This is a genomic window from Pseudoxanthomonas sp. YR558 (assembly GCF_900116385.1).
GTDB lineage: Bacteria > Pseudomonadota > Gammaproteobacteria > Xanthomonadales > Xanthomonadaceae > Pseudoxanthomonas_A.
The window spans coordinates 358,124-378,931 of sequence record NZ_FPCI01000002.1 but is presented as its reverse complement, the minus strand read 5'-3'; the positions used below and the strand labels follow the sequence as shown (position 1 = coordinate 378,931).

General features: G+C 65.2%; 26 protein-coding genes. 12 read left to right on the top strand and 14 right to left on the bottom strand.

Annotation, left to right across the window (positions count from 1 at the left end; genetic code table 11):
- The first annotated feature begins 79 nt into the window (after positions 1-79).
- Positions 80-502 carry a hypothetical protein gene (locus BM365_RS13300; RefSeq protein ID WP_093490023.1) on the top strand — a complete coding sequence of 141 codons (423 nt, stop codon included), beginning with the start codon at positions 80-82 and terminating at the stop codon, positions 500-502.
- Positions 503-565: 63 nt separating this feature from the next.
- Here BM365_RS13300 and BM365_RS13295 read toward each other — a convergent pair whose 3' ends face one another.
- Positions 566-1,402, bottom strand: a complete 837-nt coding sequence (locus BM365_RS13295; protein ID WP_093490022.1) for a hypothetical protein — start codon at positions 1,400-1,402, stop codon at positions 566-568.
- 193 nt (positions 1,403-1,595) lie between these two features.
- Here BM365_RS13295 and BM365_RS13290 point away from each other — a divergent pair, with 193 nt between their 5' ends.
- Both BM365_RS13290 and BM365_RS13285 read left to right on the top strand, forming a co-directional pair.
- Positions 1,596-2,036 carry a DUF4124 domain-containing protein gene (locus tag BM365_RS13290; protein ID WP_139227434.1) on the top strand — a complete coding sequence of 147 codons (441 nt, stop codon included), beginning with the start codon at positions 1,596-1,598 and terminating at the stop codon, positions 2,034-2,036.
- Positions 2,037-2,120: 84 nt separating this feature from the next.
- Positions 2,121-2,699 (top strand): mechanosensitive ion channel family protein, encoded by a 579-nt coding sequence (locus tag BM365_RS13285; RefSeq protein ID WP_093490020.1) that lies wholly within the window; start codon positions 2,121-2,123, stop codon positions 2,697-2,699.
- Between the two features lie 21 nt (positions 2,700-2,720).
- Here BM365_RS13285 and BM365_RS13280 read toward each other — a convergent pair whose 3' ends face one another.
- From BM365_RS13280 to BM365_RS13265, 4 genes are all read right to left on the bottom strand, one after another.
- The gene (locus tag BM365_RS13280; protein ID WP_093490019.1) at positions 2,721-3,962 is read right to left on the bottom strand and encodes an MFS transporter; all 1,242 of its coding nucleotides are present in this window, start codon (positions 3,960-3,962) and stop codon (positions 2,721-2,723) included.
- Between the two features lie 60 nt (positions 3,963-4,022).
- Complete coding sequence (locus BM365_RS13275; protein ID WP_093490018.1) at positions 4,023-4,472, bottom strand: hypothetical protein; 450 nt, start codon at positions 4,470-4,472, stop codon at positions 4,023-4,025.
- 22 nt (positions 4,473-4,494) lie between these two features.
- Complete coding sequence (locus BM365_RS13270) at positions 4,495-5,112, bottom strand: hypothetical protein (protein WP_093490017.1); 618 nt, start codon at positions 5,110-5,112, stop codon at positions 4,495-4,497.
- Positions 5,113-5,187: 75 nt separating this feature from the next.
- Complete coding sequence (locus BM365_RS13265) at positions 5,188-6,477, bottom strand: glycoside hydrolase family 2 TIM barrel-domain containing protein (RefSeq protein ID WP_139227433.1); 1,290 nt, start codon at positions 6,475-6,477, stop codon at positions 5,188-5,190.
- Between the two features lie 86 nt (positions 6,478-6,563).
- Between BM365_RS13265 and BM365_RS13260 the strand changes: the two genes are divergently transcribed.
- Positions 6,564-6,950 carry a DUF6165 family protein gene (locus BM365_RS13260; RefSeq protein WP_093490015.1) on the top strand — a complete coding sequence of 129 codons (387 nt, stop codon included), beginning with the start codon at positions 6,564-6,566 and terminating at the stop codon, positions 6,948-6,950.
- Between the two features lie 6 nt (positions 6,951-6,956).
- Here BM365_RS13260 and BM365_RS13255 read toward each other — a convergent pair whose 3' ends face one another.
- Positions 6,957-7,157: a hypothetical protein gene (locus BM365_RS13255; protein ID WP_093490014.1), complete on the bottom strand. Its 201-nt coding sequence runs from the start codon at positions 7,155-7,157 to the stop codon at positions 6,957-6,959.
- 75 nt (positions 7,158-7,232) lie between these two features.
- Positions 7,233-7,628 (bottom strand): helix-turn-helix domain-containing protein, encoded by a 396-nt coding sequence (locus tag BM365_RS13250; protein ID WP_093490013.1) that lies wholly within the window; start codon positions 7,626-7,628, stop codon positions 7,233-7,235.
- Positions 7,629-7,886: 258 nt separating this feature from the next.
- Between BM365_RS13250 and BM365_RS13245 the strand changes: the two genes are divergently transcribed.
- From BM365_RS13245 to BM365_RS13230, 4 genes are all read left to right on the top strand, one after another.
- Entirely contained in the window at positions 7,887-8,225 is a 339-nt protein-coding gene (locus tag BM365_RS13245) for a hypothetical protein (RefSeq protein ID WP_093490012.1), read from the top strand.
- Between the two features lie 310 nt (positions 8,226-8,535).
- On the top strand, positions 8,536-10,401 hold the full coding sequence (locus tag BM365_RS13240; RefSeq protein ID WP_093490011.1) for a gluzincin family metallopeptidase: 1,866 nt from the start codon (positions 8,536-8,538) through the stop codon (positions 10,399-10,401).
- A complete protein-coding gene (locus BM365_RS13235; RefSeq protein WP_093490010.1) occupies positions 10,398-11,672 on the top strand; it encodes an MBL fold metallo-hydrolase in 1,275 nt (424 codons plus the stop codon). Before BM365_RS13240 ends, BM365_RS13235 begins: the two co-directional genes overlap by 4 nt.
- Before the next feature lie 15 nt (positions 11,673-11,687).
- Entirely contained in the window at positions 11,688-12,893 is a 1,206-nt protein-coding gene (locus BM365_RS13230) for a patatin-like phospholipase family protein (protein ID WP_093490009.1), read from the top strand.
- Between the two features lie 214 nt (positions 12,894-13,107).
- Here the strand turns inward: BM365_RS13230 and BM365_RS13225 are convergent, their stop codons facing one another.
- From BM365_RS13225 to BM365_RS13215, 3 genes are all read right to left on the bottom strand, one after another.
- A complete protein-coding gene (locus BM365_RS13225; protein WP_093490008.1) occupies positions 13,108-13,878 on the bottom strand; it encodes a hypothetical protein in 771 nt (256 codons plus the stop codon).
- A gap of 69 nt (positions 13,879-13,947) precedes the next feature.
- Positions 13,948-15,411 (bottom strand): hypothetical protein, encoded by a 1,464-nt coding sequence (locus tag BM365_RS13220; protein WP_093490007.1) that lies wholly within the window; start codon positions 15,409-15,411, stop codon positions 13,948-13,950.
- Entirely contained in the window at positions 15,408-15,713 is a 306-nt protein-coding gene (locus BM365_RS13215) for a hypothetical protein (protein WP_093490006.1), read from the bottom strand. The genes BM365_RS13220 and BM365_RS13215 overlap by 4 nt, the downstream gene beginning before the upstream one ends.
- Before the next feature lie 240 nt (positions 15,714-15,953).
- Between BM365_RS13215 and BM365_RS13210 the strand changes: the two genes are divergently transcribed.
- Together BM365_RS13210 and BM365_RS13205 are read left to right on the top strand one after the other, a co-directional pair.
- Complete coding sequence (locus tag BM365_RS13210; protein WP_139227432.1) at positions 15,954-16,385, top strand: hypothetical protein; 432 nt, start codon at positions 15,954-15,956, stop codon at positions 16,383-16,385.
- On the top strand, positions 16,372-16,713 hold the full coding sequence (locus BM365_RS13205; RefSeq protein ID WP_093490788.1) for a hypothetical protein: 342 nt from the start codon (positions 16,372-16,374) through the stop codon (positions 16,711-16,713). Before BM365_RS13210 ends, BM365_RS13205 begins: the two co-directional genes overlap by 14 nt.
- A 12-nt stretch (positions 16,714-16,725) precedes the next feature.
- On the opposite strand, the gene BM365_RS13200 is transcribed toward BM365_RS13205, so the two are convergent.
- On the bottom strand, positions 16,726-17,367 hold the full coding sequence (locus BM365_RS13200) for a hypothetical protein (RefSeq protein ID WP_093490004.1): 642 nt from the start codon (positions 17,365-17,367) through the stop codon (positions 16,726-16,728).
- 206 nt (positions 17,368-17,573) lie between these two features.
- Between BM365_RS13200 and BM365_RS13195 the strand changes: the two genes are divergently transcribed.
- Both BM365_RS13195 and BM365_RS13190 read left to right on the top strand, forming a co-directional pair.
- Positions 17,574-19,001, top strand: a complete 1,428-nt coding sequence (locus tag BM365_RS13195) for a M20/M25/M40 family metallo-hydrolase (RefSeq protein WP_093490003.1) — start codon at positions 17,574-17,576, stop codon at positions 18,999-19,001.
- Between the two features lie 41 nt (positions 19,002-19,042).
- A complete protein-coding gene (locus tag BM365_RS13190) occupies positions 19,043-19,300 on the top strand; it encodes a hypothetical protein (RefSeq protein ID WP_139227431.1) in 258 nt (85 codons plus the stop codon).
- Positions 19,301-19,360: 60 nt separating this feature from the next.
- On the opposite strand, the gene BM365_RS13185 is transcribed toward BM365_RS13190, so the two are convergent.
- The 3 genes from BM365_RS13185 to BM365_RS18195 all read right to left on the bottom strand — a co-directional run bounded on the left by BM365_RS13185 (position 19,361) and on the right by BM365_RS18195 (position 20,779).
- Entirely contained in the window at positions 19,361-19,603 is a 243-nt protein-coding gene (locus BM365_RS13185) for a DUF2789 domain-containing protein (RefSeq protein ID WP_093490001.1), read from the bottom strand.
- Positions 19,604-19,749: 146 nt separating this feature from the next.
- A complete protein-coding gene (locus tag BM365_RS13180; RefSeq protein ID WP_093490000.1) occupies positions 19,750-20,103 on the bottom strand; it encodes an FKBP-type peptidyl-prolyl cis-trans isomerase in 354 nt (117 codons plus the stop codon).
- 133 nt (positions 20,104-20,236) lie between these two features.
- Positions 20,237-20,779 carry a hypothetical protein gene (locus BM365_RS18195; protein ID WP_233210813.1) on the bottom strand — a complete coding sequence of 181 codons (543 nt, stop codon included), beginning with the start codon at positions 20,777-20,779 and terminating at the stop codon, positions 20,237-20,239.
- Positions 20,780-20,808 lie beyond the last annotated feature (29 nt).

Below are 20,808 nucleotides of genomic sequence, written 5' to 3'. Positions count from 1 at the left end.
GCAGCCGGCGCCCCGGGGGTCCTCGCTAGCATGGTGGCCCCGGGGATGCCCTCGATTGCTGCTCGCGCAAGGAGCGCTGATGACGACCCACGCCGCTTCCGCCTTCGTCGGTACTTGGCACTTGCTTCCCGAGCAGTGCGACTACCAACTCGGGCGTCCGCCGCGCAGCGCGCGCTACAGGCTGTCATGCGCAAAGGACGGGAAACTATCTATCGCATCGGAATGGCTGAGTGCCAACGGCAAACGCTACCGCGTCGCGTTCGACGGACGCGCCGACGGTGTGCAGTACCCGTATCACAGCACACCGCACGCGGATGCGCTCAGCTTCGAGTCCGTCTCGCCCACGCAGCTCCACTCGACGACGTGGCACGATGGCCAGGAAGTGCAATGGTCGGAGCGCGAACTCGTCGACGACGACACATTGGTGATCCGCATGCATGGCCACTTGAGCGACGGTCGCCGCTACACCAATGTGGGCGTCTACCGCCGCCAGGCCAATTAATCCAAGTGGCCCAACGAGAAAGGCGCCCCTACGGGCGCCTTTCTCGTTCGCAGGGTGTGCGCGTCAACGCGTCTGCGTGCAGTTCTGCAACCAGAGCACGCGCTTGAAGTCATCGTAACGCAGGAACTGGCCCTTGAACGTCACCTTGTCGCCCTTGCGGAAGGTCAGCACGTTGGCCAGCTGGTTGGGCTTGAACAGGCAGGCCACACCCACGCGCGGCTCGTTGTCGCCCGGCACCTGCAACAGCCCAGAACCGGGCTGCGGGATCTCGAACGAGACGTTGTAGTCCTCGCCGTCTTCCTGCACGTAATCCACTCGGCCGCGCAACGCATAGTGGCGACCCTTGTGGCGCGCCGTCACGGCGACCGCGTTGCCTTTTGCCTCGCGTGCGATCTCACGCGAGAACACATAGACGTCCTTCACCGTTACGTCCGCGTTGTTCTGGGTCTTCGCGCCCTGCGCGGCGGCGGCGCGGCCTTCCTTGCCGCCCTTGATCTTGGCCAGCAGCTGGCACATGTAAGGGCGCATCGCGTCCGCTTTTGCGATCTGGCCCTTCTCGGTCTTCACCGTCATCTGCACCGTCGCCGCGTTGCCCTCGCCGCTGATGGCGATCAAGGTGGGGATGGCGCGCGTGGTGCCGGTGGAGCGCTGTTCCACCAGCATCGTGCCGGTTTCCGCGTCTTCGGTGATCACGTCCATCTTCTCGCCGATCATGATGCCCCGAACCTGGCCCATCGCATCCTTGACGGACAGATCGGGAACGGTGACGCGGCTGGAGAAATCGGTGCCGGAGAAGATGCTGCCGGACTTGCTGAAGTTGTCCTCGCATTCACCCGCCAGGGCGGCGGGCGCCACGCTCGACAATGCGAGCGCGATGGCGGCAAGTAGCTTGTAGGTCATGTGGTCCTCACATAGTGGAAGTGTCTGGCGATCCGGTACGACGGGTGCCGCTTCCTGCCAGCACCTGCGCCTGCTCCGGCGCCCGTGCATTCTTGCAAGCAGCGAGAACCTCCACAAGCGCCCGCGCGCCGGCCACCGTACCGCGGCCTTCCGCCCTACAATCCACAACCTGTTTCAATCATTCATCAAATCCATGGCGCCTCGCCAAGCCTTTCGCAGCCTGCTCTTTCTCTCACTCTCGGCGCTGCTGGTGGTTGCGTCCGGTGCACGGGCAGGGGAAGACGCGCCACCTCGCCCATTGCCTGCCACGGTTCAGGCCGATGTCACGGCGATCGCGGAACATCTGTCGAGCGTGCAGGAAGAGGCGCCTCCGCTCGCCTGCGGCAAGGCCGTCGAGAACGCGCGCTGGGGCGTCGAGACGATGCTGGAAGTGGGCGAGAAGAACCTGCGCGGCGGCTACATGACGCAAGCGGCCTACGATGCCGCCACACCCGCGCTGAAGGCACTGCTGGGCATACTCACCGTGCAGGACTGCGAAGCCGCCACGGGCGTCCGGCGCGATTTCTACCAATGCATGTCCAGCGACTACAACCACGTCTACGCGTGCGGCAAGGCGCATCCCTTCGAACCTTGACCCTGCAGGCGTACGCGGTCACCCTTTCCGCATGAAGACCTACACCGGCGTCTCGTGCGCGCACCCTTTCCGGCAGGCCTACCGATGAGCTGGCCCCAGCTCGCGGGCTGGCTGCGCGAAGGCGCGAATGTCGCCATCCCCATCGCTCAGGCGATGGCGATCCTGCTCGGTGCTTGGCTGCTCTTGCGCGTGCTGCGCATCATCGTGCGCCGCATCTGCGACAGCTACCACCTCCCGGCACAGGTCGCGGTCAGCGCACGCCGGCTGCTGGGCGTGCTGGTCTACATGTCGGCGTTTATGCTCGCGCTGGGCCGGCTTGGCGTGTCAGGCAGCGTGTTGTGGACGGCGCTCACCGGCTTCACCGCCGTTGCTGCCGTGGCTTTCTTCGCCGCATGGAGCGTGCTGTCGAACATCTTCTGCAGCGTGCTGATCCTGACCACCCGTCCGTTCCGCGTGCACGACCATATCGAAGTACTCGAGAACGGCGACAAGCCCGGCCTTCGCGGCCGGGTGATCGATATCAATCTGCTCTACACCACGCTGCTGGAAGAAGACGCGCTGCGCGGCGACACCGTGCTGCAGATCCCCAACAGCCAGTTCTTCCAGCGCACCACGCGCCGCTGGCGCTCGGGTTCGCCACCTGCGGCCTCTTCGCCGGAGTAACGAACCTCGTCGGCGCTTCGCTCAGCGCGACGACTCGCAAGCAACGGCATCGGCGGTCTCGCCTGCGCGCAACGTCTGCTGCGCCCATGCGTAGATCAACAGACCTGCCACCGCCATCGCTGCGCCGACATAGCCCGTCGAGGTCCACCCGAAGCCGGCGGTGATCGCCATGCCGCCCAGCCACGGGCCGAGTGCGTTCGCGGTGTTGAAGGCCGCGTGGTGGGATGCCGCGGCGAGCGTCTGCGCTTCGCCGGCCACGTCCATCAGGTGCGACTGCAGGATCGGGCCCAGCGCACCCATCAGGCCAATGCCCACCGTCGCCAGCAGGATCGTCGGCAACGTCTGTGCCATCAGCGGGAACAGCAGCAGCATCGCCACCGCCCACGCGAGCACGATCCACACGCCACGCAACTGCATGCGGTCGAACAGCCAACCGCCGACGAAGTTGCCGATCACGCCGCCCACGCCGAAACCGGCCAGGCCCAGCGGGATCCATGCCGGCGATACGCGCGTTACTTCCAGCATCGTCGGTGCCAGGTAGCTGAAGACGCAGAACATGCCGGCGAAACCGATCGCGCCGATGCCCAGCGCCTGCCACACCTGCACGCGGTTGAACGCGCGCAGTTCGTCCAGCGGATGCGCCTTGGCGCCGTCGATGCCTGCCGGCAACCAGATCGCCAGCAACGTGGCGGTCACCAGCGCGATCAGCGCGACGAAGGCGAATACCCAGCGCCAGTCGATCACTTGGCCCAGCCAGGTCGCCAACGGATTGCCGATGAGGATGGCCAGCGTCAGGCCCAGCATCACCAAGCTGATCGCGCGGCCGCGCTTGTTCGGGGGACTGATCGCCACCGCGGTCAACGCCGCCACGCCGAAGTAAGCGCCATGCGGCAAGCCCGCAATGAAGCGGAACACCAGCAGGCTTTCGTAGGTGGGCCCCAGTGCGCTGGCCAGGTTGCCCAGCACGTAGAAACCCATCAGCGCGAGCAGCAGCGTCTTGCGCTTCCAGCCCGCACCGAGGATCGCCAACAGCGGGGCACCGACAACGACCCCCAAGGCGTAGGCGCTGATCAGGTGCCCTACCTGCGGCTCGGTCACGCCCAGCGACGCCACCATGTTGGGCATCAGCCCCATGCTGGCGAACTCGCTGGTGCCGATGGCGAAGCCGCCCAGCGTCAGCGCGAACAGGATCAGGCCGATCTGGCGGGGCGTCAGCGCGTCGGCGACGGAAGGAAAGGCAGCGGAGGGAGGTGCGACGTCCATCCCGTCATTATGCTGCAGCGCAACAGCCGGGGTCGACCCTGCAGGTGGAACGCTGCGGGGTCAACCGCCGCGATATTCGGCCACCACGGCCTCGGCGTCCGGATTCGCACGGGCCCGCTTGCGGACGAAGACCACCGGGATCGGCCCGTTCATCACCGACATCACCCGATTGGCGTCGTCCTGGGAAGACAGCGTGCTGAAGTTCGCGTTCTGCGAGCGCGTGTACGGGATGCCGGCATCGTCGAGCCGGCGCGCCAGCACTTCCGCGCGTTGGGCCGCATCCGACGGACAATTCGCCGGCGCGAAGATCACCACGTGGTGCCCGGACTGGCCATCCGGCAAGGGGATATCGACAAAACCATGCTGGCTGGCGGCACTGGAGCCTTCGGCAGGTCCGCCCGTGACACGCGCGGTCAACGCCTGAACGGCGTCCCGGGGCACGTATTCGCGTGCCGCCAGGACGGCCAGGGCGGCCACCGCGATGAAGAAACCGGCCTTCAGCACATTCATCGCAGCGTCCGCTGGCGACCGATCACTTCGCGACGAATTTCAGCGGCCCCGTGTACTGCGGCCAGGCGATCGACGTGGGGCCGCGCACGTTCAGCGCCACCGGCGGGGTCTCGCCCGCCTCGTTCCGCACGCTCGCCATCAGCGTGGGCACGTAGAAGGTGCTGCCGAAGATCGCGTCCTTGCGGATGATGGGGTTGATCGACACCGTGGTGGTCTTGCCGGGTTCGATACGGAACACGACCACGTCTTCGTTGAAGAACGCACCGCGCTCCAGCACTTTCTTGACGCTGAAACTGGTGTGCATCTCCAGGCCGATGCCGGTCACGCGGTATTCGCCGGCCGGTAGCGACAGGCTTTCCTGCTGGCCGTAACGCGTCATGTGGTTGAGCGGAAAGTCGATGAATTGCTTGCCCACCATCGAGAACACCATCTTGCCGTCGCGGACGCCCCACTCCAGTCCGCCGCTCTTCAACTGTTCCGCCGCCTTGGCCGGCAGCTCCTGTTCGCTGGTGAACGGCTTGATCTCCACGACCAGGTTGCCCGTCTCCGGCGGTGCCGGTGGCGACGGCACCTGCTCCTGGGCAAACGCAGCCACCATCACGCCGGCCTGCAGCAGCAGGCCCATCATCCACTTCCGCATGTGATCCCCTTGAAGGCGCCCCCCCGGGCGCGTGGGGCTATTCCACCGCAGTCCGGCAGCACGCGCAATGCGGCGTCAGCGATCTTCCACCCGGAACGGCAGATTGGCGTAGGCCGCATGTCCCTGCCCGTCCAGCACTTCGACAAACAAACGGTAAGCGCCCGGCCTCTTGGGCGCATCGAAGCGCAGCCCGCCCTTGCCGTCTCCGTGCAGCGCGATCTTCACCGCCGGCGGCACGTCCTCGCGGTCGCCGCCGATGGTGGTGGCCGTGCTTTCGTGCAACACGGCCCAGCGATACTCCAGTGCATCCCCGTCCGCGTCCTGCGCCGCGATCTTCGCGGCGTAAGGCTTGCCCGCCTGCAGCGTCACACTCTCGGTGGCCACGCGTCCGTCCAGGTGCAACGGCGCCACCGACGGCGCACGATTGGAAGGCCAGGCGCCGGTCCACACGTACTCCATCGCATCCACCGCCGGCGTGCTCTCGCCGCCCGGCAGGAACAGGCCGTACCACGTCGGCGTGCGCTCCTGCTTGTTCCCCCACAGGAACACGTACGACCCCAGGCCCTGCGTCGTGTCCGCGGCGATCACCTGCTCGTAGCGCTGCTGCAACAGCTGCGCCTTGCGCGTGGCGTCGTCCTCCACCGGCGCTTTCCACGACGTCAGCGGACTTTCCCAATGGCCGGTGGGGCCCCACTCGGTGACGACGTAGGGACCCGTCCATCCACTGGTGCTGAGTTTTTCCGGCAATGCGCCGATGTCGCCATAGAGCTGGATGCCGATCAGGTCCAGCGACGGCGCGCGCGCTTTCAACAAGTCGATCAGCCGCTTGTCGAAGCCCGCCAGCGTCGTCATCACCGGGTGGTTGGGGTCTTCGCGATGGATCATGTCGGTGATCGCGCCCACCGCATTCCATACCTTCGGATTGCTGTAGTGCAGGTTCAGTTCGTTGCCCACCACCCACATCAGCACCGCCGGGTGATCCTTGTACAAGTTCACTTCCTTGCGGATGCGCACGAGCTGCGCGGCCACCGCGGCGTCATCGTCGTAATCGAACCCGTGCCGCTCGTTGCCCACCGCGATGCCCATCGCGATCTTGAGCCCGTGGCGCTGCGCCTCGTCCAGCATGGCCCGCACGTCGGCCACGTCGGTGCCGGTGTCCCAGGTACGGAACGAATTGCCACCGCGCGCGGCCAGCACGGCCGGCCCCGCACCCGCCATGCCGGCGCCCTTGATGCGGAAGGGCTGCCCGTCGACACGCATGACGTAGCGGCCGTCCTCGTGGGTGATCCGCACTTGCGATGGCGCGGCCATCGCGAGCGGGCACAGGCCGAGAACGAGCAACGCCACGAGGATTCGCTGCAGCATGCGGGAGGGCCTCCGGCCGGGTCGGGTGCGGGACCGCATCATGCCATGCGCTGCCCGCACACGAGGCACAGCGCTAGAATGCCCGTATGAACACCATCCAGATCCCCGTTTCCATCGGCGAACTCGCCGACAAGCTCTCCATCCTTGAGATCAAGACCGAGCGCATCGACGATGCCGGCAAGCGGGCGCATGTGCAGGTGGAACGGGAAGGCCTGGAGTCGTTGTGGTCGCCGCTGGTCGCGCAGCAGGCCGAACTTGCCCCGCTGATGCATGAACTTCGCGCAATCAACGAGCGCATGTGGGACGTACAGGACGCACTGCGGGCGAAGGAAGCCGCGCAGGCCTTCGATGCCGAGTTCGTCGAACTCGCGCGCTCGGTCGCCCGCCACAACGGCGACCGCATCCAGGTGAAGAACACCATCAACCGCTTGGCAGGCTCCCGCTTCATCGAAGAGAAGCAGTACCAGGCCTGAGGCCGCTCACGCGGCGCCGTGGCGCTCGCGGATCACGTCCAGGCGGTCGCGGTAGTACAGCGCGTCGGCGGCTTGCTTCGGCGGGTGCTCCGCCAGCCAGTCCACCGCCTCGCGCAGGATGGCCGTCTTGTCGGCCTCCGGCGCTTCCAGCGCCGTGTCCACGCGATCCAGTTGCAGGATGACCTCTTCGCGAGTGCTCTGGGACATCAGGGGATTCCTGTTGCAGGGGAACCCAGCCTAGTCCGCCCGTTGTGTGCGTCGTGTCAGCGTCGACACGCCATTTCAGGGCATCCGCACATCGTCGCCCGCTGGCACCACGACGCCACTCAGCAACTCGATGATCGTCACGGCCACTTGCTTCTTCGGCCGCGACAGGCGGCTGAGCGCTTGCAGGCCGCGGCTCTCCAGTGCGTCCTGTGCGAAATCCGTCAGCACCACCGCTTCGTCCGGCACGTCGTGATCCGGCCGCACCGGACCGCGTCCCGTCGCCAGCCACTCGAACGCAACGCCGGTCTCCACGGCGATCCGGATCAGATGGGCCACGTTGGGCGTGGTGCCGTGAGCGCTCTCCCATTGGCTGACCGCGCTGCGCTTCACGTCCAGGCGACGGGCGAGTTCGGATTGGGTGATGCGCGCCACGGCGCGTGCGCGGCGGATCCGCAAGGGCAAGGTCACCATCGCTCACCTCCCTGTTCGACGACAGCGCCAGTGATGCTGGCCTGCAAGCCACGCTAATCCAATCCTGCCCAGCCGGACTTACCGTCCGTCGCCGCATCCACTGCAGCGCAGCCGACCTGCATCCCTCGCGCGGAAGCGAGCGCCGCTGGACACCGTGCGTCGCGCCAACGCCGACGGACGGTGGCTCCGGCTAGCCGGTCCACCGCACGCGACGCGTCATTCCGGATGGGCACATCCCGCCCGACATCGGAGGTCGTCATGATCATCGCATGGCGCTACATCTGCATTCTTCGCCATCCCATCACCAAGATCTGCCTGAAGTGGATCCGCATCCCCATCATCGTCTGGGTCGAGCGGTTCTTCGAACTCCCGCCACGTCGTGAACCGCCGTGGTTCGGCGGCGAAGGTATCCGCCCGGAACTCGCGCACGACCTGCAGGTGCTGGCCACCATCGACGCGCTCGCGCAGACCTTGTCCGAAGGCCGTCAGAAAGCGCTGCTGCAGACAGTGCAGGCCCAGTTCGACGCTATCGAGCTGCCGGATGGACTCTCCATCACCTCGGACCGCGACCTGCCCGGCGGCGCGACGAAGGCGTGACAGGTGGGGCACCGTGGACGCAAAGGACGGCGTCCACGGCAACGCTCCGCCAGGCGCACGGCTAGAAGCACTTCCTGCCTGAAACGCGGATAGAGCTCGTTCTGCGCGCCAATACATGCATTTACCTGGCAGCCGCGGTGCGTGTCCTGGATATACCGTTTGTCGGAACCGCGTTCACCTCGATTGCGCCCCTCACGCGCGCCTGATACATCGCACCGTCGCGCCCATGCATCCAGGGGAAGGCGCGCGACTTACGAAGACAGAACGTTTCCATCGCATCGTCATGGAGGTCGTTGTGCGGAAGTCACCCTTGGATACGCGGCCCGAACGGCGCCCGCTTCGCATCTTCGCTTTCGATCCCATGATCGCGCGAGCCGGCGATCATCGCGTGACGGTTGAAATACCCTACCGTCCCATCGAGCGCGACGAGCGTTCTTTTCGCGATGATCGGCTGGAAGTGGTCGATTACGACGCCGCGACCCAGCGGTACTACCGCGCGGTCGACCTGGGCGACGACGAGATCGCCATGGCGCATGGCTTGGAGCCCGCCGAACATGACCCCCAATTCCATCAACAGATGGTCTACGCCGTAGCCTCGAAGGTCCTGGAGAACTTCGATCGCGCGCTGGGACGTCGGTTCCGCTTCCTCGGCGGCGACAGGCTTCGACTGTTCCCGCATGCGTTCCAGGGGCGCAACGCCTACTTCGACAGCGAACTCAATGCGGTGATGTTCGGCTATTTTCCCGCCGACGAGGAAGATCCGGGCGCCAATCTCCCGGGGCAGAGCATATTTACCTGTCTATCGCACGACATCATCGCCCATGAGGTTGCGCATGCCGCGCTCAGCCGGCTGCACGGCTACTACAACGAGCCGACCAACCCCCACGTCCCCGCATTGCACGAGGCGTTCGCCGACATCGTGGCGATGTTCCAGCGCCTGACATTTCCCGAGCTCGTTGCACCCGTGATCCGTGAAACACGCGGTGACCTGCTGGCGGAAAACAACATCATGCTCAATATCGGCAGCCAGTTCGGTGCGGCCACCGGAAAAGGGCAGGCGCTGCGGCGTATCGCTGGAAAGCCCGATCCAGGCCTCTTCTCCAGGACCAAGGAGCCGCATGCGCTCGGGTGGATCCTCGTATCGGCGGTCTATGAGGGATTCGTGCTGACTTACGTGCGCCGGACGCGCGATCTCCTCCGGTTGGCGACGGGGGGCAGCGGACGCCTTCCGGAAGGCGAACTGCACCCGGACTTGGTGAATCGCCTGACCTACGAATGCGTGCGCACGGCCCAATCCGTTCTATCCATGTGCATCCGTGCGACCGACTATCTGCCTCCGGTCGACCCCACGTTCAGCGATTACCTGCGCGCGATGGTCACCGCGGATTTCGAACTCAACCGCGCCGACGATTCCGGCCTGCGCGCGGACATGATCGAAGCGTTCAGGGCGCGAGGGATCAGGCCCGAAGCGGTGGGTTCGCTGGCCGTGCAGTCGCTGCTTCTGGAAGCCCAGGATTCGAGCGCCGCGCCGACCGACCCAGCACTGGCAGACATCGTCCGCAAGCTGCTTGGCTTCGGCGCGCGCCAGCTCGACCGAAACGCGACGCACCGTGGCGAAAGGAGGCGGGAACGCAAGCGGAACGTCAGCGAAAGTAGTTCGCCACAGGAATGGTCCGTCCAGCAGGTCAGATCCGTAGTGAGCGACGTGGTGGAAGAAGAATCCTCGCCTGAGCTGTCCGAGGACATCGAGCCGGAACCCGTGCTCCGTGATGTCGCCAAAGCCCTCCATGCCTGGGCGATGGAGAACAGGGCGCGCTTGAAGCTTGAGCCGGACTTGTCCATCGCGGTGCGTGGCTTCCATCCGGTGCATCGCATCGCCCAGAACGGCGAACTGCTGATCGAGATGGTGGCCCATGTCGTGCAGACGCCACGCGAACCGCAGCAACTCGGCGGCTTGACCTACCGGGCTGGCACCACGCTTATCGCAAGCATCGATGGGCGCGTCCGATACCTGATATGTAAACCGTTCCAGCAGGCCCGCGAGCAGCGTATGGCGCATTGGCTGGCCACCTTCGATGAAGAGAACGGCAGTTTCTGGCAGAGTCAGCAGCGCGCCGCCGATCGGCTGCTTGTCGCCTATTCGGCGCGGGCCATGGATGGGAGACGGTGGCGATGAGCGGCGAAGTCAAGATACGCATGTACAACGTCGGGTTCGGCGACAGCTTCCTGATAACGCTGCCCGACAATCGACTCATCCTCATTGACGCCGGATTCCATTCCCAGGGAAAGGGCGACTACAGCGGCGAAGAACTGGCCAGCCAGATCATCGAGAACGTCACCGACATCGCTGGCGAGGCCCATATCGACGTCGTCATCGCGACGCATCGCCACGCCGACCACCTGTTCGCGTTCAACTCCGCGGCGTGGGACGAAGTTTCCGTCGGCGAGGTCTGGCTGCCGTGGGTGGAGGATCGGCAGAACGAAAAGGCCATGAGGCTCTGGAAGAAGCAGCAGCTATTCGCCACGAATCTGGCAATGGCGCTTTCGTCGTTCCAGCTGGACAACGACGACCGGGAAAGCGTCGAGTTCATGTTGCGGAATGCAGGCGTCGACGTCCCCGGCTTCGCCGCCGCCGGGGGCTGGAGCAACACGCGGGCGTTGGACAGGCTCCACGAGGGCTTCGGCTACCGGCGCCGCACCAAACCACGCTTCCTGCCGGCGACCCGTACGTTCCCCGAAACCTTCACCACGCCTGAGCTTCCTGACGTCCTCATTCATGTGCTGGGCCCCCCTCGCGATCCCGACCTCATCGAGGAGCTGGATCCGGAGGCAGACGGTGAGACATACCGTGCGTTGGCGATGCGCGCCGCCGCTGCGAGTGGCGTGGGGGACATGTCGTCATTGACGGCGTTCGGCGCGGAGTGGCAGGTGGGTGTGGACGAGCCGTTTGGCGACGCCGGCCTTTCGCCTAACGAGATCAAGCGCCTTGAAGGGTTGGCGACGAGCGCGGATGCCGTGTTGGCAGCCACCCACGTGGACGACATGATCAATTCCACGAGCCTGGTGCTCGTGATCGAAGTGGGCAAGGCGAGGTTGCTCTTCCCCGGCGACGCGGAATGGGGCACGTGGAAGCGGATTCTCGCCAACGACGACGCGCGCGCACTCCTTCACAACGCCAACTTCCTGAAAGTCGGCCATCACGGGAGCCACAACGCGACGTCCAAGACACTGGTCGAGAACATCCTTCCCGGAAGAATCCCCGCAATGATTTCGACGCAGGCCGGTGCCGGGAAATATCGCAACAATATCCCGCTACCGGATCTGATGGCCGCATTGGATGCGCACGATATCCGGTTCGTGCGCAGCGACTCGCTGCCCGGTCGCCTCCCCAAGGGTTTCCGCAAGGGCGACCAAGGGAAGTGGGTCGAATTGTCCATTCCCTGCTGAACCGCGAGGCGCTTCATGATCGAAACCGACCAGCTGGTCCACGAGCCTGCCCGCACGGCCGGCGTCGTCCCGGAGGTCGCCATCGCGTTGTCCGGCGGCGGCTACCGGGCCATGCTCTTCCACACGGGCGTGTTGTGGCGTCTTGGCCAATGGGGATTCTTCTCCGGCCGGCCGCTCGCTCGGCTGGACGGAGCGGGCCATTCCATCGACGTGGGGCCGCTGGCCCGCGTATCGAGCGTCTCCGGTGGATCGCTGGTGTCGGCCATGCTCGGCCTGGCATACCCGAACCTGAGAGCGCTCGCAGGTACCGCGTTCGATGATGCTTTCCAGAATGAGGTGGTGACGCCCGTGCGGCGGTTGGCCGGCATCACCCTGGCGGGCAAGTCCGCGCTGGGAGCGTGGCAGGTGATAAAGAACGTCTTTCTTCCCGGCAGCGTCAATGAGCATATCGCCCGTGCTTACGATCGCCATCTCTATCGAGGGAAGACACTGCAGGACCTACCGGATGACGTGCGATTCGTCATCAACGCGTCCAATCTCCAGTCCGGTGCGCTCTGGCGCTTCTCCAGGCCTTTCATGCGCGACTGGAGGGTAGGAGAAGTACGTAACCCCGACGTGCGCCTGGCGGTCGCCGTGGGAGCTTCCTCGGCATTTCCTCCGGTGCTGGCGCCAGCCGAGCTCTCTCTTCGCGAGACGGACTACACGCCGCAAAGCGGAGACGGGCTGCAGCACGCGCCATTCACCACCCACCCCACGCTGGCGGACGGCGGCGTGTACGACAACCTCGGGCTCGAGACCTGCTACAAACGCTGCATGACCCTGTTCGTCAGCAATGCGGGTAAACCTTTCGAGCCGCTACCTTCGCCGTCCCGAAACTGGGCTTCCATCGGCGCTCGCTGCATCGACGTGATGGACAACCAGGTATTGGCTCAACGCAAGAGATTGCTTGTCGATGCCCTGAGGTCCCAGCAACGTTACGGCGCCTTCTGGGACATCCAGCAAGATATCGCCAAACATCCGTGCCAGCCCCGCCTACCCTGCCCTCCTGCGCGCACCCTGCAACTCGCCACCGTGGACACCGACCTGGCCAAGAAGGCATCCGCGCTTCAGGAACGCCTGATCAATTGGGGATACGCAAGTGCCGACGCGGCAGTCCGCTCGTGGTTCAACGCGAGCTATCCCGCTGCGACGGATTTCCCTTATCCCGCCGCCAAGGTCTGAATCGTGGCGGCGCTTGCACGCGCAATTCGGTGGCGCGGGTGGTGTCGTCGGACACCTCGTTGCTGGGAACACCGATGTCGCCCGCGCGCGTCTGTCCGGCAGGCAGGCAGTCCAGGGTGGGTCACGTTGGAAGAGGATATAGGGCACCCTTGGACGCCCCTCGTCTTTTGAACCAGCCCGCTGTGACGGAAGGCCCGGTGCGCGATGCCACCCGTCATTCCGCGTGCTTATGCGAGTACAGATCGACCAAGAATCCGGCCGACGCGACGAGCAGGAACGACCCCAGCAGTTGACCAACCACCACCGCATCCAGCTTGAACACACTGTTGGCGAAGTACTGGAGCACTATCCACGACACGGCGAAACAGCCCAGGAAACCCATCGCCTTGGCCACGCCATAGGCCGCCACTTGGGAACTCCGTATCAGCAGCATGACAAAGCAGAACAGCGCGCCACCCTCCATCGCCGAACGGAAGATCTGAGCGCTTCCTCCGTCGCCCACGACGGGGAACAACGTTTCCATTGCGCCGGAGACGAGCCCCGATACACCGGGCACCTGCGCAATCAGCATGGCCACTCCGATCCCGATCGCGGCCCTTACGGATGCGTCCAGCTTGGCAACCACCCATACAAGCGAGAACGAGATCAACGACGCGCCTTGGGGAGGCGAGTACCTCGATGGCGGCACGATAGGGGCCATGAACATGCAGATGGAAGCGAAGAACACCAATTCCTTCCATCTGTACACGCTCATGGAGTCCGCCATCCAGCAGGGCAGCACCACGAACAGTGCTCTGAGGAACACGCCGGGATCGAGCAGTGATACCGGCGGCAATTGCCGGCACAACGACGCATGCTGCGAGATCAACTTGAATTTGGTCGACATCGCCAACTGGAGACACCTGTCCGATGTCTCGACTCCCCAGAAGTAGCCCAGTACCGTCACGGTCACAAGCAGTTGCGACGCAATCAGTTCAGCGCTCATGCCACCCTCGCCTGCGCGATGATCGTCTCCCCTGGCTGCTTGCGTGTTGCCATGCGGCCGGCAACATCATCAATCCATCAACTTGAAGGGAGCGCCTATGAATATCGCGGCGTAGAACTGTTCCTCGTTCGTCCAACCCAGACGTAGTCCGCCCGTCAGGAAGCCCTTGTCGTCCGGAAACAGATAGATCGGGACGTCTACGCCGGTGTCCCCATTCTTGAAGTCGTGCACGGCCCTGACGCCGATGGCACGATCTCCCAGGCGCCAACGTCCCTCCGCATTCAGTAGGTGCTTTTCTTTGACGAGGGGGGCTCCGAGCGCGCCATTCACGCAGAGCACCACGTCCTGGCCATCGGTCGGCGTCGGACAGGCCACGCCGCTGCGCGCGCTCTTGTAGGCGCGCTGATAGTCGATGCCCACGGCGTAGTAAGCGCTCCCGGCCAGGGTGCCCGCGAAAACCCCGGCACCCCACGAGACCTCATCCTCCGTGTGCTTTGTCAGCTGCGACGGTTCGTAGTAGGTGTAGTCGTCGTGCCCGATCTTCAACCGAAAGCCCTGCAGCCAGGCGCGTCCGGGAACGGAGTAGCGAGCGGCGATCATCCTGGCGTCGGCGCCCACTTTCCCGCTTTCCAGCGCGCGTGCGTTGGCCACACGCAGCAACGTCGACAGCTCGCACTCGTTCATGGCAACACCCAGTGCATCGCACGCAGCGGGCATCTCGAACAGCAGCGAGTCGCCCGTGTTGTCCACGCGGCCCAGTGGCGCTGTCTTGATACGGGTGGCGTTATAAGTGAACTCGAACCCGTTGGTCAGCCCGTCCAGATCGACCAGGCCGGTCCCCACATCGTCCTCCTTGTCCACCGGCGCGGAGAACACCGCGCTTCTCGACCAGTACAGCGCCGTTCCTTGCGGATCGCCCACCGCGGTGGACTGATCCATCTTGAGCGACGCCCTTGCACCGGAACCGTTCGCGATCACCTGGAAACTCGATGCCTTCGGCGTGGCAGGTGCCGAGTTCAATCCGGTGTCGGTGAGCGTGAGCGCGGCGCCTGCGGATCCCGAACGCGTCCTGAGCTGGCAATCGGCCGCCTTGAAGTCGAATCCGTTTCTCTTCGCTGTCGCCAGCGCCTCCAACGTTTCGCGCCGCAGATCCGTAGTGGGCAGTGGCGCCGCGGGATCTCCATCGAAGCACACCGTGCGCGCGAACGACGACAATGTGGAAGACGCCGCGGGCAACGATGGAACGTCGGGCGGTGCGCGCCTGCGCTGTATCGCGTCATCGATCATCTTCTCGAGGCCTCTGCGCTGCGCCTCGGAGAAGCCTGGCACGTCCGCCGCCTCGATCCGGACTGACGCGACGGCACCGGCGACATCTGCATCGGCACTGCCCGCCTTGGCCATCGCTTTCTCGATCTCTCGCTGAATGACTGCTTCGATCTGTTGGAATTGCGCTCCATCGAACGGAGGATCGGCACGTGCGGCGCCGGGGAGCAAGCACGCGGCCAGGACCAGCACCCACAGTAAGGTCTTCATGTCTTGAACGGCCTCGCGCCGGCTTGGAAATCTTTGCCCGGAGGCACCTTGGACTCCTTGATCTCCAGCAACTTCGTCTCGCTCACAGCGATTTCCACGGACAACGTCTGTCCCGGTCCGCCATGGAACTGGTAGAAGAGGATGTAGTCCGTTGCGGCCGAGAGCAGGAGCAAGCCTTTCCCTTGCGGATTCAGCGCAATGGGCTGGGGGAACTCGGTAGCCTCGGCCAGTGATGCCCAGAGCATGGCCGCCCGGACACCTGCCGAGCGCTTCACGGTAATAACCGCTTCCAACGTCGTCATTTCAGCCTCCTATGCGTGAGTTGGCGGGCACAACGCTCGACCGCACTTTCCCTTGCCACGTCTGCTGGAGAAGTAGCGAATCTTCGAACGTCTCGACACCCCGCGCGCGCCACGCCCCCCATGCGCGCAAAGGCCATGCTTTCACAGAAAACGTGGACTGGATCACATCTACATATACTTACTAGACACGCGCCGACAAACGGCGTTGCGAAACTCCATGCATGCTCTCCAGGAGGCTCCATGACCCGATTCCCTCTCTGCCTCACCGCGGTGCTTCTGCTCCTCACCGCCTGCACGCCGACGTCGGCGGCGCGAAACGATCCTGCTCCCGCAGAACGATCGGTCACGCTCGCGTGGCAGCAGGAAGCCACCGTAGACGGGCTGTCTGTCCAGTTCGTCGGCTACCGCGACAGCCGTTGCCCCGCGGATGTCACCTGCGTGTGGGCGGGCGAAGCGCATGCATTCGTGTGGGTGTCCGGCCCGGGCATGGAACCGCACGTGGTCTCGCTGCCGTGGAACGGCGGTGGCGCGCAGCGCCCGCAGGACGCGAACCGCATCGGGGCACGCACGCTGTGGCTGGAGGCGCTGGAGCCGCGGCCGCGCACCGATGGCAAGGTGTCGCCGGGCGACTACCGCGTCGTACTGAAGGTCGGTGGCGTTGGCGCGAAGTAGTGCCGTGGCGCCCCGACTCACGCCGGACGGTCGCTACCTCATCGTGCGCGGCCGCCTGTGGCGCGCCGCCAATCCGCATCTGTCCGAGGCCGAGCGCACGGCCCTCGTCCAGCAGTTGATGCACGCACGGCGCGCGGTGAAGACCGCGCTCCATTCCGGAGATGCCCATGCGCTTCGGACAGCGCGCGAGGCGGTCAACGCCGCCAAGGTCGCGCTCGGCGAACGCGGCCCGGTCTGGTGGACCGACGGCGCGAAGGATTTCAACCGGCACCTGGTGAAGAACACCCCGTACGCGGCGTGGCATGCGGGCATCGAGGAAACGACGTAGCAGGCCGTCGGGTCAATGGCGGTGCGAGTAGTGGTAGGGCGCGGCGGTGCAACGCCAGTACGGGATCAGTTGCGCGCGGAGGCCCTTGAACGACGAGATGTCGAAATGGAAGGTAGCGAAGGATGCCGTGGGCGTGTGGCGCATACGCACTTCCATCTCGTGCGCGTTCTCCATCGCGGCCAACAGATCCTGGTCGCTGAACCAGACTTCCCAGTTGGCGGCGATGTCATGGGTGCGGTTGGGTGCGCCGATCACCCCCATCCCGGCGGGGAAGCGCTTGCCGTCGAGCAGGATGTCCACCTCGTCGGCATCCCAGCCCCGCGGCGGCGCTCCGTCCTTCCGCACGAAGCGCACCTGCAGGCTGGCGGTCATCAGGTCCGGCAGCTCGCGGACGGCCGGAAGGCTCGTCGCGTGCGACTCGTCGTCGGACCGGTGACTGAAGGCGATACCCAGGGTGATGGTTTCGTGGCGCGAACGGGTCTTCGCGTGAATGCGGTACTGCGCGGTACCCACGATGACGCCGCCCATCGAACTCTCGTGCCATCCCTCCACTTCGGTGTCCGGCAACACCGGCTTCACGCAGGATGCCTGCGCCCAACTGGTGGCCGGCAGCAGCGCCATCCACAGGGCGCACAGGCCCACGTAGTTCCTCATCGATGCCATCCCCTGGGTGTCGGCGCCCTCCCCAGGGCGCGCTGCGGGTACTACAGCACGGTTGCCGCGGCGCTGCCACCCTGCGGCGCACGGGTCCGTCTGCCGGAGCACCCTTCGCCCTCCCCCTTTTTGCACGCGTGGCGCCGCCATGAAAGTGGTAGCGTGACAGCCGCCCGACCGCGGACCTTCGTCCAGGAGATGCCACGATGAAACCGCTCCTGCTCGGTCCCACGACGCTCGTTCTCTCCCTGCTGATCGGCGCCACCCTGATGCGATCGGATACGCCGCGTGCCATGCGATCGCAGCCCATGCGCGCGTCCATGGCGTCGGATATCGCAGCCGCGAGCGAAACCTCTTCTTTGCGATTCGCCCGGATGAACAGGACGGCCACCCCGGTCACCACGACGGCGACGTCCTCCCCCACCGATCCTTTCGCCCCCGTGTACATCGTGACCTCGCCCGAGACGTACCAGGGCATCCGCAGCGTGGCCCGCAACCCGCTCGCACGGCGCGACAGCAGCGGCATGCCGGTGCTGATTTCCGAAACCCGCGCCGACCGCCTCGGCGAGATCAGCCGCTACGTGCACGTCAACGAGCACCGCTGCGGCGGCTACTTCGCGTTCCCCACGCGTGCGCAGGCCGAGGCCTTCGTCGCCGAGGGCCGGGCGAAGGACGCGATGGCGAAGACGCTGCTCGCCACCTACACGCTCGACAATCAGGACACCGTAAATGGCTGGTTGCCGCAAGTGCAGGAACAGCGGATCTACGACACCATCAACCACCTCTCGAGCTACCGCAACCGATACTTCGCCAGCACGCATGGCAAGACGTCGGCCGAGTGGATCCGCACGCACTGGCAGTCGCTCGCCGCCGGGCGCGACGACGTCACCACCGAGTTGTTCACCGCCTGCAGCAATTGCAGCACGCAGCCTTCGGTCATCCTCACCATCCGCGGTTGGGACCTGCCCGACGAGGTCGTCGTGCTGGGCGCGCACCTGGATTCGATCAACGGCAGCACACCGAACGACCCCAACCAGTTGGCGCCGGGCGCCGACGACGATGCCTCCGGCATCGCCACGCTCACCGAAACCCTGCGCATCGCGCTGGCCAACGGCTGGCAGCCGCGGCGCACGGTGAAGTTCATGGGCTATGCGGCGGAAGAGGTCGGCCTGCGCGGCTCCAACGCCATCGCGCAATCCTTCCGCGCCAGCGGCGTCAATGTGGTCAGCGTGCTGCAGGTGGACATGACCAACTACAAGTCCGGCGCGGTGACCGACATGAAGTTGATCACCGACTATTCCAACACCGCGCTGAAGAACTTCTTCATCACCCTGTTCGATACCTACCTGGCGCCGAGGGGCCTGACCCGCAGCAACACCGCCTGCGGATACGCCTGCTCCGACCACGCTTCATGGACGAACGCCGGTTATCCCGCCGCGATGATGTTCGAGGCCGGCGGCCCGAACGGCAGCTTCCCCTACATCCACACCACCCAGGACACGCTGGCGACGATGGGCGAATCGGCGCAGCACAGCGTCAAATTCGCCCAGTTCGCGCTGGCCTACCTCGGCGAAACGGCGAAGACACGCGGAAAGCTCACCGGTGGCCCGGCGCAGGTGCATACAGTGCCATGAGCATGTGGCGCATACGCCGACTCTTTCGATTCTTCACAGGCGTGGATCACACGCAACGTTGGCACCATGCCACGCGCGGCAACGAGCGCTACAGCATCGAACTGGCCGAGACCCGCATCCGCTTCACCCGCGACACGGGCACGCGCGAATCGTTCGGCGGCAACGACATGCCGTACCCGCGATTCCTGCGCAGCCAGAAGTGGCAGGCCCACGTGCGGGAGATCTTCGGCGATCGCGTGCTGGAGGCGCTGCTCGCGGCCGCGCGCGAGCGGGTCGGACAGGCAGGCGGCCCAACGTAGCCCGGGTACGGCCAACGGCCGAACCCGGCGACAAGGAAGGCTTACGCGGGCTAAGCAGCGTTACGCAGCGCTGCCGTGCAATGCCACGTTCAAGCGGTCCACCACCATCGCCCAGTCGGCGTCGTCGAGGCGTTCTTCGCGCAGCAGTTGCGCTTGCGCGGGCGACCAGAACGGGGCCTCTTCGAGGCGCACGTCATCCGGCAGCGGGGAGTGGGTGGCGATGAACTGCTGGATGCTCGCGTTGTCGTCGGGCAGGCCCAACTGGGCGAACAGCGTGGAGAAGGGGTGGACGGTGGGTTCCATGGTGGCGCCTCGTGGAGGGAGAGCGCCAGCCTACCCGCGCCTGCGTGAAGCCGGTAGCGAACGCTACTCGACCGTCAAAGGCGCACTCCAAAGTGCGTAACCCGGGCCCGGCGAACGGCCGTACCCGGGCTACGTGATGCGGTTACTCAGGTGCCCAGAAGTTCGACGTCGAACTTCAGGGTGGCGTTCGGCGGGATGACGCCGCCGGCGCCGCGAGCGCCGTAGCCGATCCTGGCGGGGATGATGAGGGTGCGCTGGCCGCCCACCTTCATGCCCTGCACGCCTTCGTCCCAGCCCTCGATGACCATGCCGTGGCCGAGGGCGAAGATGAAAGGCTCGCCGCGGTCCTTGCTGGAGTCGAACTTGGCGCCTTGTTCGCCGTTCTCGTACAGCCAGCCAGTGTAGTGCACGGTGACGTTGCTGCCGAGCTTTGCCTCGGCGCCGCTGCCGACGACGGTGTCTTCGAACTGCAGGCCGGAGGCGGTGGTGGTGAATGCCATGGGGGTTCCTTGTGGGTGATTCGCGTGGCGCCCAGTGTATCCCGCGGTCGCTATTGCGATAGCACAGGCAGCGGGAGTGCGAGCTTGCCAAAAAAAGGAAGGCGAGCCGAAGCTCGCCTTTCTTCTGCCGATTCTAATCCCGGGCTCGCGGCTTGGCTTGCTGATATTGGCGCTTGTCGCCGGCCCGCTGGCCCTTCGGATCGATGTGGACGCACACGCGGTCACCGCAGATGACAGCATCCGATGCGTAATAGGCTTCGAGAACGGGGATAGCGTTTTCGTAGCGCTCCAGTTCGTCTTTAACCGTGCTGAGTTCGCGGCGGTAGTAGCCCAGCACGACCCCACCGACGAGCAGTACCAGTAGCAGGGTCCCCGCAGTGGTCGCGAACCACATCCAGACGGTCTTGCTGGCCGCCTGCAGGTGAGCGGACGTGGCCGAGACGGCGCGTCCGTATTCGCTGGCAACCGGCGACACAGCATCCTTCGCTTCCGTGGCGATCTGGGCGCTGGCGCCCTTGACGATCCCGGCAACCTCCTGCCGGAACTCGTCCACCCGCTGTTGCAGGGATTGCATGTGCTGATCAAACGAAGCGCTCATACGCGCCTCGCGTTGGGTCATCTCCGAACGCAGCATCAAGATTGCCTTGATCGCGTTCCCTGCATCTCCGTCATTCATCCGTGAATTCCCACGCGTTCGTCAGGTGA